The sequence below is a fragment of the Dorea sp. AF36-15AT genome (genome assembly GCF_003477705.1).
Lineage (GTDB): Bacteria > Bacillota > Clostridia > Lachnospirales > Lachnospiraceae > Claveliimonas > Claveliimonas ammoniilytica.
On the sequence record NZ_QUDV01000001.1, the window covers coordinates 205,165 to 220,853 of the forward strand.

Below are 15,689 nucleotides of genomic sequence, written 5' to 3' on the forward strand. Positions count from 1 at the left end.
AGATGCAGGCGCTGATAGGGCCGTTGCAGGAACTGGCTGAATTTGAAGCAATTCAGAAAGAAAAACAGAAAGAAGCCGGAGTACTGCAGATATCCGGCTGTGTAAATTCTCAGAAAACGCATATGATGTACGCACTGGGCGATGGCTGTAAATACAGAGTCATCGCTTGTTCCAGTGAGTCAAAAGCAAGACAGGTATATGAGGAATATCATATGCTGGATCCGGAGACTTATTTTTATCCGGCAAAGGATTTCCTTTTTTATCAGGCAGATATCCGCAGCAAGGAACTTCAGGAATCCCGCATGACAGTAGTACAGGCAATTCTGGAGGAAAAATCGTTGACTGTAGTGGTGTCTTTTGATGCATTTATGGATGCACTTCCAGTGAAAGGTGCTATGAAAGACCGGGTGATCCAGATTGAAAACGGACAGACACTGGACTTTGATGAGATCCGGAAAGCGTTGACGGAGAATGGCTATGACAGGGAAGAACAGGTCGACGGACCGGGACAGTTTGCGATCCGCGGTGGTATCCTGGATATTTATCCGTTGACCGGGGAGCTTCCTGTGCGTATTGAGCTGTGGGGAGATGAAGTGGATTCTATTCGAAGCTTCGATACAGACAGTCAGCGTTCCGTGCAGAATCTGGATGAGGCAGTGATCTATCCGGCAGATGAGCTTCCGGGAAGGCCGGGAAAACGAGTGTCATTTCTGGAATATTTTCCGCCGGAAGATACGTTGGTATTTTTGGATGAACCGACCAGGCTGGTAGAAAAGGGCGAGGCAGTAGAACAGGAATTTGTAGAAGCGCAAGCAAAACGCGTGGAAAGTGGTTATGAAGTATCGGATGATGAGATGGAGCTGTATGAGACGGCAGAGATCGTAAAGCGGATGAATACCTATTACTGCATTGGATTGTCTGCGCTTGAAACTCATGGCAATGGTTTTAGATTCCGGAATAAATTCAGCATTAATACGAAGAGTGTGAATCCGTATAATAACAGTTTTGAGATGCTGACGAGAGACCTGAAGCGTCTGAAACGGAATGATTACAGAGTGATATTGTTGTCAGGTTCCAGAACCAGGGCGAAGCGTCTGGCGGAGGATCTGCGAGATTATAATCTGAGCAGTTATTACAGTGAAGAGCAGGACAGAGAAGTGCAGCCTGGTGAGATTATGACAGCTTATGGTCATGTGGCAGAGGGCTATGAGTATCCGATGCTGAAGTTTACGGTGATCTCGGAAACAGACATTTTCGGTAAAGTGCGTAAGAAACGCAAGCGTAAAAAATACGAAGGCCGCAAGATCCGTGACTTTACGGAACTGAAGGTGGGCGACTATGTGGTACATGAGAATCACGGTGTCGGCATTTACCAGGGGATTGAGAAGATTGAATCGGATAAGATTGCCAAGGATTATATGAAGATTTCATATGCAGCAGGCGGTAATCTGTACATTCCGGCAACGCAGCTGGATCTGATCCAGAAATACGCCAGCGCCGATGCCAGGAAGCCAAAGCTGAACCGTCTTGGCACGCAGGACTGGACCAGAACGAGAAAACGCGTCAAAAGTGCGGTACAATTAATTGCAAAAGATCTGGTGAAGTTGTATGCGGCAAGACAGGAGCAGGAAGGTTTCGTATATGGCGAGGATACCGTATGGCAGCGGGAATTTGAAGAGATGTTTCCGTTTGAGGAGACAGAAGATCAGATGCTTGCCATTGATGCGGTAAAACAGGATATGGAGAGCACTAAGATCATGGATCGTCTGATCTGTGGGGATGTGGGCTATGGCAAGACGGAAGTTGCAATCCGTGCGGCATTTAAGGCAGTGCAGGAGAATAAGCAGGTCGTATATCTGGTGCCGACGACGATTCTTGCCCAGCAGCATTACAATACCTTTGCCCAGCGTATGAAGGAATTTCCGGTGCGGGTGGATCTGATGTGCAGATTCCGGACGGCAGCCCAGCAGAAGAAGACTATCGAGGATACGAAAAAAGGCCTGGTAGATATTATTATCGGTACCCACCGGGTGCTCAGTGATGATCTGGAATTCAAAGATCTGGGGCTTTTGATCATTGACGAGGAACAGCGTTTTGGTGTTCAGCATAAGGAGAAGATCAAGAAGCTGAAGGAAAATGTAGATGTGCTGGCGCTTACGGCAACACCAATCCCGCGTACCCTTCATATGAGCCTGATCGGAATCCGTGATATGAGTGTGCTGGAAGAGGCACCGGAAGAGCGTATGCCGATTCAGACGTATGTGATGGAATATAATGACGAGATGGTGCGGGAAGCTATCCAGAGGGAGTGTGCCCGCCAGGGACAGGTTTATTATGTCTATAATCGGGTGGATAATATTGCGGAAGTCAGCGCGCATATTCAGAAGCTGGTGCCGGAAGCGGTGGTAGCCTATGCCCATGGACAGATGCGGGAACATCAGCTTGAGAAGATCATGCTGGACTTTATCAATGGCGAGATTGACGTGCTGGTATCGACCACGATCATTGAGACAGGACTGGATATTTCCAATGCCAATACTATGATCATCCACGATGCAGACCGGCTGGGACTGTCGCAGTTGTATCAGCTCCGTGGACGTGTGGGACGATCCAACCGTATGGCATATGCGTTCTTAATGTATCAGAGAAATAAATTACTGCGGGAAGAAGCAGAGAAGCGTCTGGCAGCGATCCGTGAATTTACGGATCTTGGGTCTGGATTTAAGATCGCCATGAGGGATCTGGAGATCCGGGGCGCAGGTAACCTGCTGGGAGCAGAGCAGCATGGACATATGGAAGCGGTTGGATATGATATGTACTGCAAAATGTTGAACGAGGCAGTGCGTACGCTGAAAGGTGAAGCGGAGGATGAGGGCTTTACGACTACAATGGATCTGAATGTAGATGCATTTATTCCGGATTCATATATTCCGAATGAGTATCAGAAGTTGGATATCTACAAACGGATCGCGGCGATTGAGAATGAAGAAGAGATGGAAGATATGACGGAAGAGCTGATCGACCGTTATGGTGATATTCCTCGAAAGGTTATGAAGCTTCTGGAAGTGGCAACGCTGAAGGCATTGGCGCATAGTGTTTATGTGACAGCAGTGGAGCAGAAAGGTGAGCAGTATATATTTACCATGTACGAGAAAGCGAAGGTGCGTCCGGAGAAGATACCGGAGCTGATCCAGCAGTACAAAGGGGATCTGACCTTTAAACCAGAGGAGCCGCCGGTGTTTATTTATGAAGAAAAGAAGAAGAACCGGAAGGCGAAGGCTGTGGATGCTCTGGTAGTTGTGAAAAATGTCTTAAATGCCATGAAAGCATTGCTTGATACTTAAAATAATGCTAAAATTAATAGATGTTGTGGGTGATATAATGAAGCATCCACATGAGAAGCAGGAGGAAATGCAATATGAAAAAAAGACTGGCAATGCTTGTGCTGGCAGGTGCGATGGTAACGTCATCACTGACAGGATGCGGGCTGAAAGATAGTGCCACTGTGGCGACGGTAGCAGGAGATGAGATTCCGGCAGGACTTGCGAATTTCTATGCAAGAATGACGCAGGCACAGTATGAGAGTATGTATTCCAGCTATCTGGGAGATAATATGTGGACGACGGAAGCATCCGAAGGCAAGACTTATGAGAAGCTTGTAAAGGATGAGGTGTTGAAGGATCTGGAGAATATGTATCTCTTGGAAGATCATATGGATGATTATAAGATCAGTCTTTCGGATGATGAGAAGAAAGCGATTAAAGATGTTGCCAAGGAATTTAGCAAGGATAACGACAAAGACGATAAGGAAAAGGTATCTGGAGATACTGAGTATGTAGAGCGTTATCTGACACTGGCTACGATCAAGCAGAAGATGACGGATGCCATCGAAGCAGAGGCAGATACGAATGTAACAGATGATGAGGCGAAGCAGAAAGCCATGCAGTATGTACTGTTCTCGATTAACACGACAGATGCCAATGGTGTCTATCAGTCACTCAGCGATGAAGAAAAAGCCAATGTAAAGGCGAATGCAGAGGCATTTGCGGAAGGTGCGAAAGAGACAAGTGATTTTGAAGGCTTTGCACAGACACAGGGATATACGGTATCGGAAGCAAGCTTTGACGGAGAGGGATCTGCATCCGTACCAGAGGCACTTGCGAAGGCAGCAGATGCACTGGATGAAGGCGGCGTGACAGACTGTATTGAGACAGATAATGGCTATTATGTAGCGAAGGTTACCAGCCTGTTTGATCAGGAAGCAACCGAAGAAAAGAAACAGACGATCATTTCCCAGAGAAAACAGGACAAGTATGATGAAGTGATTAAGGGCTGGAGAAAGAAAGGCGACATCAGTGTGAAGAAGAGTGTGTGGAAGAAAGTAGATTTTAATGATCTGAAGGTTACTCTGCATACAGAAGACAGCGAGAAAAGCACGGATTCAGCCAACTAAAAGCTAATAAAGACATGACCTCTGAGTCGCTAATGCCAGATGGCAGACGGTTCGGAGGTCTTTTTAATAATGTCAGGAGCATTATATTAAAGCGCTAAAACGTTAAAGGAGGAAATACATGCTTCAGATACAACATATCTGTAAAGAGTATCGGACGGGGAATCTGGTACAGAAGGCACTGGATGATGTAAGTCTGAATCTGCGGGATAATGAGTTCGTGGCAATCTTAGGTCCCAGCGGTTCCGGTAAGACGACGCTGTTGAATGTGATCGGTGGACTGGACCGGTACGACAGCGGTGACCTAATCATCAATGGAATATCCACGAAGAAATACAAGGACAGAGACTGGGATTCTTATCGGAATCATACCATCGGATTCGTATTCCAGAGTTATAATCTGATTCCGCATCAGACGGTACTTGCCAATGTGGAACTGGCGTTGACCATTTCAGGTGTCGGTAAGGATGAGCGCAGAAAGCGTGCAGTGGATGCGTTGGAGAAGGTGGGACTTGGCAATCAGCTCCACAAGAAGCCGAGTCAGATGTCCGGTGGACAGATGCAGCGAGTGGCGATCGCGAGAGCGCTGGTTAATGACCCGGATATCCTTCTTGCAGATGAGCCGACCGGAGCACTGGACAGTGATACCAGCGTACAGGTGATGGATCTTTTAAGGGATGTGGCGAAGGACAAGTTAGTAGTCATGGTTACCCATAATCCGGAACTTGCAGAACAGTACGCTACCCGAATTGTGAACTTAAAAGATGGAAAGATCTGTTCCGATACGGATGAATATATGCTAAATGAACCTGCTATGAAAGAACCGGAGCATAAGAATATGGGCAAGTCATCCATGTCATTTCTGACAGCACTGTCCCTGAGTTTTCACAATCTGTGGACGAAAAAAGCGCGTACGTTGCTGACATCATTTGCAGGATCTATCGGTATTATCGGCATTGCACTGATCCTTGCACTGTCCAATGGTGTTAATGGCTATATTAAATCCGTGGAAGAGGATACATTATCTGAATACCCGTTGCAGATCCAGAGTACGGGATTTGACATATCATCTATGATGGTAGGAAATGCAGCGGCGGCATCGGATAAGGATAACAGTGGTAAGAAGTCGGATGGTAAAGTCAAGGTCATGGAGATGGTGACGAATATGTTTTCCCAGATGAATTCCAATGATCTGAAATCTCTGAAAAAATATCTGGACAGTGACGAGTCCGGGATTGAAAAGTATACGACTGCAGTAGAGTATACGTATGGAGTGACACCGCAGATCTACAGACAGGATGCAGACAGTGTGCGTCAGGTGAATCCGGATCAGTCATTTGCGGCACTTGGACTTGGATCGACCGTGGGAACGAACAGTATGATGTCTTCGATGATGAGCACCAATGTGTTCTATGAGATGCCGGAGAATGCGAGGCTCTATAAGAATCAATATGAAGTGAAGGCAGGACGCTGGCCGGAGAATTATCATGAATGTGTGCTAGTGCTTACTTCCAACGGAAGTATCAGTGACTTTATGCTGTATACATTGGGACTCAGAGACCAGATGGAACTGGATGATATGATTCGGGAGTTTGCAAATGAGGAAGATATCCAGACACCGACAGATCTGGGAGAATATACCTATGATGATATTCTGGGTAAGAAGTTCAAACTGGTGAACAGTGCAGACTATTATGAATATGATAGTCAGTATAATGTCTGGAAGGATAAGACGGACAATGAAGAATACATGAAGAATCTGGTGAATCATGGCGAGGATCTGGAGATTGTAGGAATTGTACAGCCGGGTGAGGATGCCAAGGCATCGGCACTGACACCGGGTATTAATTATCCGGTATCTCTGGTGCGTCATGTGGCAGAGAATGCAGCGGACAGTGAGATCGTAAAGACGCAGTTAGCTGATTCCGGTACGAATGTATTTACCGGAGAGACCTTTGGAGAAGACAGTGACAGTGGATTCGATATGAATTCTCTGTTTACCGTCGATGAATCAGCACTGCAGAAAGCATTTGGCATGGATGGAAGTTCATTGAATGGATTGAGCGATGCGTTGGCACTTCCGTCGTCTATGAATCTGCAGGATGCATTTACACTGGATGGCGGTTCTATGAATCTGTCTGGCATGGTGGATCTCAGCCAGATTAATCTGGATGTATCGGATATGCCGGAGTTTAATCTTGGAGATATGCTGTCACATCTCGATATTACGATGAAGCCAGGTGGCATGGAGAAAATGATCCAGATTCTGAATGAAGGATACAGTGAATATGTGAAAAGCCATCCGGAGGCAGATTATTCTACACTGGGAGAACATTTTTCGGAGTATCTGACAACGGATGATGCGAAGAATATTATCCGCAAATATCTGGGATCCATCCTGCAGCAGAATGGGGATGTGGTGATCACAACAGCACAGATGCAGAATCTGATCACTCGTGTCATGACTGGTATGCAGAGTTATGTACAAGGAAAGACAGAGACAAGTGCTGACTACTTTGGAGAATATCTGCAGGAGTATCTGCAGACCTCGGAAGCGAAGCAGATTATGACAAACTGGGCGAATGAGGTGTTTGGAGCAGCTGCGTTTGACATTTCGGATGCAGACCTTCAGGGAATGGCGAGGGAACTTGCACAGGGCTATTCAACATATGCGAATGCTAACGGCTATCCGGATCCGGCGCAGATGGGACAGCATTTTGTGAAATATATGCAGACCGAAGACGGACAGAAACGATTGATGCAGGGGATGTCAGAAGCCATCGATATGGACAGTCTGCAAAGCCAGCTTACAGCTGCTATGAATGATTATATGAAGCAGGTGATGGGTGCTTATACAGGTGCGTTGTCAGAAGCACTACAGACACAGATCACATCGGCAATGCAGCAGATTATGACTCAGCTTGCAGCCGGACTTCAGACCGGTATGCAACAGACGATGGCGCAGATCGGAAGTAATCTGCAGAACGCGTTAGGAAGTGCGATGCAGATTGATGCGGATGCATTTGCAGATGCATTCCAGTTCCATATGACGGAACAGGATCTGTCAGAGCTTATGATGTCCATGAGTAATACCCAGAGCGCGAACTACGACAGCAACTTAGAGAAGCTTGGCTATGTGGACTTTGATGAACCGGGACAGATTTCCATTTACCCGAAAGACTTTGATAATAAAGAAAAAGTGGTAAAACTTCTGGATGATTATAACCAGAGAATGGAAAAAGAAGGAAAGGATGAACAGGTGATTTCCTATACCGATGTGGTAGGAACACTCATGTCTTCCGTAACCGATATAGTGGATACGATCAGCTATGTACTGATTGCATTTGTAGCCATTTCGCTGGTGGTTTCTTCTATTATGATCGGTGTCATTACGTACATCAGCGTGCTGGAGCGTAAGAAAGAGATCGGTATTCTCAGGGCAATCGGAGCATCTAAGAGGAATATCTCACAGGTGTTTAATGCAGAGACCTTTATCATCGGTCTGTGTGCAGGCCTGATCGGTATCGGACTTTCGTTATTGCTTCTGATACCGGGCAACATGATCATTCACCATGTGGCAGATAATACAAGTGTCAATGCGGTGCTGCCTCCGGTGCCGGCGGTAATCCTGATTGCACTCAGTGTAGTGCTGACGCTGATCGGCGGACTGATTCCGTCAAAGAAAGCGGCGAAGAGCGATCCGGTAACGGCGCTCCGTACGGAGTAGAAAAGTTCATAACAGAATAGAATAATAAAAAAATCCGCTTGCAGGAATCGGGATACGCATTCGTATATAGGTTCCTATAAGCGGATTTTTAATTCCAGTGCGTCAGACAAATATCGGTCAGACCTACTGCATATGTTTCATCAGTAACTGATTGACCAGTTTGCCGTCGGCTTTGCCCTTTACCTTAGGCATCAGAGTCTTCATGATGCGGCCTTTGTCCTTGCCGGTAGGAGCATCAATGCCAAGCTCGGCAAGTGTTGCCTGAATGACAGCTTCGATCTCGTCTTCATCCATCATCTTAGGAGCATAGGCTTCCAGAACAGCCAGTCTCTTCTTGCATTCCTCAATAATGTCGGTGCGGTCAGCAGGAGTCAGTTCCAGAGTTTCCTTTGTCTGTTTGATCTCTTTCATGATAACCTGAGTCTCTTCTTCCGGAGTCAGGTCAGCACGCTTGTCAATGGCTTTGTTTTTCAGTGCTGCAAGCAGAAGGGATAAGGTGTCTTTCTTTTCCTTTTCTCCGGCTTTCATTGCCTTGACCATATCGGCTCTTACTTCATCAATTTTACTCATGTGCTTGTCCTCCTTGTTTACAAATATGTTTATATATTAACAGATGTGCAGAAGGATTGCAATTGCGGAACCGACCATGTATGATAAAAGTAATTGAACGATGGGGAGGAAAATATGAGAAAAGCAGTATTATTTGATATGGATGGCGTGATCACGGATACGGAACGTTTTTATGTAGATGGCATGCTGGATTTGTTGAAGAGAAATGGGATTCATCTGGAGCCAACAGATCTGCAGGAGTTCTTTGGCAGTCCATTACTTCATAATTGTACGGTGTTGCAGGCGCGTTATCATCTGGCGAAGACACCGCAGGAGTGTATGGATGAAGTGGTTACCTACAGAGATCAGCAGATTCAGATAGGTGGTCTGCAGCCGATGGACGGCGTGCTGGAATTGATCCGTGAATTGCACGATGCGGATGTAAAAATGGCTGTGGCATCCAGTTCGACGATGGATAATATTGTTCATAATATGGAGACATTGGGGATTAAAGGATGTTTTAAGGCGTTGGTCAGCGGTGCGGAATGTGAACATGGGAAACCGGCGCCGGATGTGTATTTGAAAGCGGCAAAAGAGATAAGCATGAAACCAGAGGAGTGTGTGGTGATTGAGGACGCATATAATGGCGTAATCGCAGCAAAGACAGCGGGTATGTATTGTCATGCATATGTGCCACCGCAGGCATACCGACAGGATGTCAGTCTGGCAGATGATGTGATTACATCCTATCGGGATGTGACGGTGGAAGATATATTGGCGAATAATTAATAGATGAATATAATCAGCGCAGATTCTTACGGCATTTGCCGGTAGAATTACGTACGATCAGCTGGGGTTCATATTCCAGGCGGACAGTATAAGAAGGCTGTCTGCCGGAATGATCCTGGCTGTGTTTTTTGTGGATAAGATCAACGGCTTCATGACCTTTCTGAACAGTGGCATGCTCAATCGTAGTCAGGGAGATCTGCTTCATGGAAGCGAGCGGAATATTGTCGAATCCGCAGACGGAATAATCGAATGGAATTTTATATCCCAGTTTTGTGATCGCATCCATAATACCCAATGCAGTCATATCATTATTACCGATAAATGCGGTGGAGGCAGTACCATTTTGCAGTGCTTCGATGGTTCGGTCATAGCCGTTCTGATATTCGGCCCGATCGCCCGGATATTTTGCGAATTCCTTTCTTGATGTAGAAAGAATTTCCAGATGATCTTCCGGGAGTCCGTGTTCTTCCAGACATTGTCTGATACCTGCCAGTCTGCGGATTCGGCCAACTTCCTGACCATGTACAGGAGTTGTGACATATGCGAGATGTGTATGACCAAGTGAAAGAAGATGCTCAGCAATCATCATGGCTGGCTTCTTGCTGTCCAATACGACGGCATCAAAATGATAGCTACCCGGTTTGTCACCTATGGAAATGACTGGAACTTTGCCCGCCAGTTCATTCAGTTTAGGAATCTGAGCCATCGGATAGAGAACGATGATACCGGCTAACTGGTTTCTTGCCAGCAGATCAAGATAGATATGTTCAATCCGGGCATCACGGAGCGTAGTCACAGTCAGAACAGTATATTTATGTTGGTTCGCCTGTTCAATGATCGAATGGAGCAGCATGGAATAATATCCGCCGGACAGATTCGGACAGATGGCAATGATGGTATTTGCCAGAGCCTTGCTCTTGCGGCTGACATCAGGAACCTGTTCGGCATAGCCCATCTGTTCAGCCATAGCGCGGACTTTATCTACGGTATCCTGTGAAAATGATACCCGCGGCTTTTCGCTGAGGATCATGGACACGGTAGACTGGGAAACACCCAATGCTTCTGCAATATCTCTGGTCGTGACTTTCTTTCTTTTCCCCATAAATGTATGTACCTCCGGCCTATGATTAATCAAACAATTTTGATTAATAAACAGCTATTAATCAAAGTGACTTTTGATTATTAATATTATATGTTTGATTAATCATGGAGTCAAGAACAGTACTATAAATCAAAGGGAAAATGAATCGTGAGGAAAAGAGCAGTGAGAAAGCAGAGAAAAATGTTAATTAATCAAAACGAATGATTAGTAGTAAATATAAGAAAATGACGGAAAACTGCCGCCTAGAGCATTTGACAGAGAGAAAAAAACGTGATTTAATCACAGCGTAATAAGAACGGAACGAAATTGGAGAGGAGATTAAACATGAGCGTAATTACATTTGTATGTGCAGGACAGATGGCATCAGCACTGACATTCCCGGCATTTGAAAACGGACACGAGGTACGTCTGGTTGGCTCGCCGTTGGATCGCGAAATCATCAACGGACTGAGAAAAGACAATTATCATATTACATTAAAAAGAACACTTCATGATGGTATTAAGTATTATCAGATTGAGGAACTTGAAGAAGCACTGGAAGGCGCGGATTTGATCATTGGCGGTGTCAGCAGTTTTGGACTGGACTGGTTCTGCGATGAGATTCTGCCGGTGCTTCCGGAAGAAGTGCCGCTTCTTACTGTGACCAAAGGAATGGTAGACCGGGAAGACGGAACGATGGTACCTTATCCATACATTTTTGAAGAGCGTCAGCCGGAAGGAAAACATCTGAACTTTAATGCGATCGGAGGTCCTTGTACCAGCTATGAACTGGCAGATCATGATAACAGTCATGTGGCATTTTGCGGTAAAGATCCGGAGACATTAAAATATATCCGTTCATTGATGGCAACAGATTATTACCATATCAGTATTTCTACCGATGTGGTAGGTGTAGAGTGTGCGGTTGCACTGAAGAATGCTTATGCTCTGGGAGTTACTCTGGCGGTAGGACTGGCTGAAAAGAAAGATGGTAAGATCGGTGCACAGCACTACAATTCACAGGCAGCTCTGTTTGGTCAGAGTATGAAAGAAATGGGTAAACTCCTGAATCTTGTCGGCGGAAAGCCGGAACATCTGGTGCACGGTGTGGGAGACCTGTATGTGACGGTATTCGGCGGAAGAACAAGAATGATCGGAACTCTGCTTGGACGAGGACTGACTTTTGAGCAGGCAATGGAAGATTTGAAAGGTGTGACACTGGAATCTATCGTGATCGCTACCAGAACGGCAAGAGCAGTGAAGAAGCTTGCGGAGAGAGGTAAAGTAGATTTGAAGGAATATCCACTTCTGATGCATATCGATGTAATTCTCAATCAGGGCGCAGAAGTGGATATCCCGTGGGATGCATTTACATGGGATGATCTGGATTAGAATAATACAAAATCCTTATATTAATCAGAAGTGCGGCTGACTTTTGGGTCGGCCGCTTGTCAACGCTATGCTTCTATGATATTCTGGAGCCGTTCCTTTGTTCAAAGTTTATTGTTTTAGAGTTTTATGATGATGGAGTGAGCGAATGACAATGTGGGTAATCGCAACGTTTGTTGCATTTTTTGTGAAAGGTGTCTGTGGATTTGCGAACACACTGGTATTTACATCGATTCTTAGCTATGGGACAGCGAATGCAAATATATCACCGACGGAGCTTCTGATCGGATATCCGATGAATCTGCTGATGACATGGAATAATCGAAAGGAATTAAAGACAAAAGTCTGGCTGCCGTTATCTTTACTCGTATTGTTTGGCAGTATTCCGGGAGCTTTTATTTTGAAGAACGTAGATGCGGGCATTATAAAAGTATTTTTCGGGATTGTAGTGTCGGTGCTGGGAGTTCAGATGTTTCTGCAGGAATATCAGCATAAGACATCCAAACCATCAAAAATAACAATGCTGATCATGGGAATAGTTGGCGGAATGCTTTGTGGACTTTTTGGAGTTGGAGCCATGCTGGGTGTATGCGTGACGCGTATGACAGATACGATGACTGAATTCAAGGGCAATGTGAGTATGGTGTTTGCAGTGGAAAACACGATCCGCCTGATTACATATGCTGTGTTGGGACTTTTTACGATGTCGGCAATCCGCACGGCCATGATTCTGATCGTAATTGCACTGATCGGTATGTTTACGGGTATGCAGTGCAGTAAATTCATGAAAGATACTACAGTTAAAAAGATAGTTATTATACTACTGATTTTATCGGGAATATCACTGATCATTCAAAATATATAATTTATACATAATCCTCCTGGATTTCCACATACTATCCATACATTACAATATGGAAAAATATGTAGAAAACAGGAGGATTAATTATATGAAAGCCACAGGAATTGTCCGCCGGATCGATGATCTGGGGCGGGTGGTGATACCGAAGGAGATACGAAGGACGCTCCGCATTCGAGAGGGCGATCCGTTAGAGATATTTACAGACCGGGAAGGGGAAGTGATCCTGAAGAAATATTCGCCGATCGGAGAGCTGGCGAATTTCGCCGGGCAGTATGCAGAGAGCATTGCACAGGTATTGGGGTGTCTTGTGTGTATCTGTGATACCGATCAGGTGATCACAGCATCGGGAAATGGCAGGAAGGAGCTGCAGGATAAGTATATCAGCAGTGCATTGCGGAAGGTCATGGATGGAAGAAAGACGGTGCTTGCTTCCGAAGGCAGCCGGGACTATGTAAGGATTGTGGCAGAACAGGAGGCAGTGTATGCAGAAGAGGTGATTGCACCGATTATTTGCGTAGGGGACAGCATAGGAGCAGTGGTACTCCTGAACCAGGATAGTAAGAAAGGATTTGGAGAGCCGGAAAAGAAGGCTGCATTATGCGCGGCAGGATTTCTGGGGCGTCAGATGGAATAGATTATTTTGCGAATATATTTCCAAAGCCTGTCATAAGGATAAGTAGACTGGATGAATGACAGGAGGGGTACGATGAAAGCAAACGGAGCAGTATCGGGAAAGATTGGCTGGTTGTTGAAATCACTGTTGGCGGCATATGCACTGACCGGGATTCTGCTGCTTGGCCTGGCGATGATTCTGTATAAATTAAATGTGGAAGAGAGTGTGGTGTCTGCCGGGATTATCGGAATCTATGTGACATCTACATTTTTCGGAGGATTGATTATTGGAAAGATGGCGAAGGTGAGGAGATTTTTCTGGGGACTGCTACTGGGAGTTAGCTATTTCCTGTTACTTTTAATCATTACACTGGGTGTGTATCGGACACTCGATGGAGCGGTGGCAGGCTTTGCCAGTACATTTTTCCTGTGTGCCGGAGGAGGAATGTTTGGAGGTATGATATCCTAAGAAAAAGATTGCGAAACTCATGTCAAAATGTTATAATGACGTAAGTTAAGCAAAAGTAAGGAGGGATACGGTCATGAAACATGTAAAATCATTGAACAAACCCATGAACAGCAACCTGGAGAAAAAGGGATGCGGTGAGTGTCAGACATCTTGCCAGTCAGCATGTAAGACATCCTGCACAGTAGGAAATCAGACTTGCGAGCAGAGCAAATAGTTCTGAAATAATATGAATACTCGGGACAGCGGTCTTTTGGGTCGCTGTTTCTTGTTGTATAGGAATCTTTATTTCCCATGATGAAATAAATGAGATAAATAAAAAAGAAATATAATTATAATAGAAAGGGGTACGATATGATTCATCAGTACCGTAATAATGGATACAATATCGTGATGGATGTCTATAGTGGAGCAGTTCACGTGGTAGATGATGTCTGTTATGATGTGATCGCTGAGGTGAACCGGGCAGAGGAAGAACCGACAGCAGAAAGCCTGAAGACTCCAGAGGTGAAGGCAGGACTTCTTGCGAAGCTTGGTGGTCGCTATGAGGCGGCAGATATTGAAGATGCCCTGTCAGACGTGATTGAACTGACAGAAGGCAATCAGTTATTTATGAAAGATATATACGAAGGTATGGTTGAGGTTGTTAAGGAACGTAAGACCGTGGTAAAGGCATTGTGTATGCACATTGCCCACGACTGTAACCTGGCGTGCAGATACTGCTTTGCAGAGGAAGGCGAATATCATGGACGAAGAGCTATGATGAGTTATGAAGTAGGTAAAAAAGCGTTGGATTTTCTGATCGCTAATTCCGGCAGCAGACGGAATCTGGAAGTGGATTTCTTTGGCGGAGAGCCGTTGATGAACTGGCAGGTAGTTAAGGATCTGGTAGCATACGGAAGAGAACAGGAAAAGAAGTTCAACAAGCATTTCCGATTTACTGTTACGACCAATGGTGTTCTGCTGAATGACGAGATCCAGGACTTTATTAATAAGGAAATGGATAATGTAGTACTGTCACTGGACGGCAGAAAAGAGATCAATGACAAGATGCGTCCATTCCGTAACGGTAAGGGAAGCTATGATCTGATCGTGCCGAAGTTCCAGAAGCTTGCAGACAGCAGAAATCAGGAGCGTTATTACATAAGAGGTACATTTACCCGCAACAACCTGGATTTCTCCAACGATATCCTGCATTATGCTGACCTTGGATTCAAGCAGATGTCCATTGAGCCGGTGGTTGGAGAAGAGACAGATCCATATGCGATCCGAGAGGAAGATCTGCCACAGATCTTTGAAGAATACGACAAGCTGGCAAAGGTTATGATTGAACGTGAAAAAGAAGGAAAAGGTTTCAACTTCTTCCATTTTATGATAGACTTAGAAGGTGGACCTTGCATTTACAAACGTTTGTCCGGATGTGGTTCCGGTACGGAATATTTATCTGTAACTCCATGGGGAGATCTGTATCCATGTCATCAGTTTGTAGGACAAGATGAATTCCTGATGGGTAATGTGGACGAAGGTATTACGAAGCCTGAGATCGCAGATGAATTCAGAAGCTGTAGTGTATATTCCAAAGATAAATGCAGGAACTGTTTCGCTAAGTTTTATTGCAGCGGTGGCTGCATGGCTAACGCATATAATTTCCATGGCACGATCCATGATGCATACGACATTGGATGTGAGATGCAGCGGAAGCGTGTGGAATGTGCGATCATGATGAAAGCTGCACTTGCGGAGCAATAAAGAGAAAGGAATATA

12 protein-coding genes are annotated in these 15,689 nt (G+C 45.3%); 10 read left to right on the forward strand and 2 right to left on the reverse strand.

All coding sequences use genetic code 11. The features are described from left to right. Positions 1-2 precede the first annotated feature (2 nt). The 3 genes from mfd (at position 3) to DWZ93_RS00890 (ending at position 8,177) form a co-directional block, all read left to right on the forward strand. Positions 3-3,344: a transcription-repair coupling factor gene (mfd, locus tag DWZ93_RS00880; RefSeq protein ID WP_118451718.1), complete on the forward strand. Its 3,342-nt coding sequence runs from the start codon at positions 3-5 to the stop codon at positions 3,342-3,344. Between the two features lie 74 nt (positions 3,345-3,418). After that, the gene (locus DWZ93_RS00885) at positions 3,419-4,453 is read left to right on the forward strand and encodes a peptidyl-prolyl cis-trans isomerase (protein ID WP_118451719.1); all 1,035 of its coding nucleotides are present in this window, start codon (positions 3,419-3,421) and stop codon (positions 4,451-4,453) included. Between the two features lie 118 nt (positions 4,454-4,571). Further along, complete coding sequence (locus DWZ93_RS00890) at positions 4,572-8,177, forward strand: ABC transporter ATP-binding protein/permease (protein ID WP_118451720.1); 3,606 nt, start codon at positions 4,572-4,574, stop codon at positions 8,175-8,177. A 123-nt stretch (positions 8,178-8,300) separates the two neighbouring features. On the opposite strand, the gene DWZ93_RS00895 is transcribed toward DWZ93_RS00890, so the two are convergent. Next, positions 8,301-8,747 carry a GatB/YqeY domain-containing protein gene (locus DWZ93_RS00895; RefSeq protein ID WP_118383316.1) on the reverse strand — a complete coding sequence of 149 codons (447 nt, stop codon included), beginning with the start codon at positions 8,745-8,747 and terminating at the stop codon, positions 8,301-8,303. Between the two features lie 114 nt (positions 8,748-8,861). Here DWZ93_RS00895 and DWZ93_RS00900 point away from each other — a divergent pair, with 114 nt between their 5' ends. Beyond that, positions 8,862-9,515, forward strand: coding sequence for an HAD family hydrolase (locus DWZ93_RS00900; protein ID WP_118383317.1), 654 nt, complete (start codon positions 8,862-8,864; stop codon positions 9,513-9,515). Between the two features lie 13 nt (positions 9,516-9,528). On the opposite strand, the gene DWZ93_RS00905 is transcribed toward DWZ93_RS00900, so the two are convergent. Further along, on the reverse strand, positions 9,529-10,617 hold the full coding sequence (locus DWZ93_RS00905; protein ID WP_118451721.1) for a LacI family DNA-binding transcriptional regulator: 1,089 nt from the start codon (positions 10,615-10,617) through the stop codon (positions 9,529-9,531). Between the two features lie 324 nt (positions 10,618-10,941). On the opposite strand from DWZ93_RS00905, the gene DWZ93_RS00910 reads away from it, so the two are divergent. The 6 genes from DWZ93_RS00910 (at position 10,942) to scfB (ending at position 15,674) form a co-directional block, all read left to right on the forward strand. After that, positions 10,942-11,988: a glycerol-3-phosphate dehydrogenase gene (locus DWZ93_RS00910; RefSeq protein WP_118451722.1), complete on the forward strand. Its 1,047-nt coding sequence runs from the start codon at positions 10,942-10,944 to the stop codon at positions 11,986-11,988. 145 nt (positions 11,989-12,133) lie between these two features. Further along, a complete protein-coding gene (locus DWZ93_RS00915) occupies positions 12,134-12,850 on the forward strand; it encodes a sulfite exporter TauE/SafE family protein (protein ID WP_243007065.1) in 717 nt (238 codons plus the stop codon). An 85-nt stretch (positions 12,851-12,935) separates the two neighbouring features. Further along, positions 12,936-13,481 (forward strand): stage V sporulation protein T, encoded by a 546-nt coding sequence (spoVT, locus tag DWZ93_RS00920; protein ID WP_118383319.1) that lies wholly within the window; start codon positions 12,936-12,938, stop codon positions 13,479-13,481. Positions 13,482-13,553: 72 nt separating this feature from the next. Continuing rightward, entirely contained in the window at positions 13,554-13,928 is a 375-nt protein-coding gene (locus DWZ93_RS00925) for a TIGR04086 family membrane protein (protein WP_118383320.1), read from the forward strand. Between the two features lie 73 nt (positions 13,929-14,001). Continuing rightward, a complete protein-coding gene (gene scfA, locus DWZ93_RS00930) occupies positions 14,002-14,142 on the forward strand; it encodes a six-cysteine ranthipeptide SCIFF (RefSeq protein WP_118383321.1) in 141 nt (46 codons plus the stop codon). Between the two features lie 137 nt (positions 14,143-14,279). After that, entirely contained in the window at positions 14,280-15,674 is a 1,395-nt protein-coding gene (gene scfB / locus DWZ93_RS00935) for a thioether cross-link-forming SCIFF peptide maturase (protein WP_118383322.1), read from the forward strand. The last annotated feature ends 15 nt before the right edge of the window (positions 15,675-15,689 follow it).

Coding starts and splice junctions, on each gene's coding strand:
- mfd (WP_118451718.1), top strand. CDS start 3: ATGCAGGCGCTGATAGGGCCGTTGCAGGAACTGGCTGAATTTGAAGCA.
- DWZ93_RS00885 (WP_118451719.1), top strand. CDS start 3,419: ATGAAAAAAAGACTGGCAATGCTTGTGCTGGCAGGTGCGATGGTAACG.
- DWZ93_RS00890 (WP_118451720.1), top strand. CDS start 4,572: ATGCTTCAGATACAACATATCTGTAAAGAGTATCGGACGGGGAATCTG.
- DWZ93_RS00895 (WP_118383316.1), bottom strand. CDS start 8,747: ATGAGTAAAATTGATGAAGTAAGAGCCGATATGGTCAAGGCAATGAAA.
- DWZ93_RS00900 (WP_118383317.1), top strand. CDS start 8,862: ATGAGAAAAGCAGTATTATTTGATATGGATGGCGTGATCACGGATACG.
- DWZ93_RS00905 (WP_118451721.1), bottom strand. CDS start 10,617: ATGGGGAAAAGAAAGAAAGTCACGACCAGAGATATTGCAGAAGCATTG.
- DWZ93_RS00910 (WP_118451722.1), top strand. CDS start 10,942: ATGAGCGTAATTACATTTGTATGTGCAGGACAGATGGCATCAGCACTG.
- DWZ93_RS00915 (WP_243007065.1), top strand. CDS start 12,134: ATGACAATGTGGGTAATCGCAACGTTTGTTGCATTTTTTGTGAAAGGT.
- spoVT (WP_118383319.1), top strand. CDS start 12,936: ATGAAAGCCACAGGAATTGTCCGCCGGATCGATGATCTGGGGCGGGTG.
- DWZ93_RS00925 (WP_118383320.1), top strand. CDS start 13,554: ATGAAAGCAAACGGAGCAGTATCGGGAAAGATTGGCTGGTTGTTGAAA.
- scfA (WP_118383321.1), top strand. CDS start 14,002: ATGAAACATGTAAAATCATTGAACAAACCCATGAACAGCAACCTGGAG.
- scfB (WP_118383322.1), top strand. CDS start 14,280: ATGATTCATCAGTACCGTAATAATGGATACAATATCGTGATGGATGTC.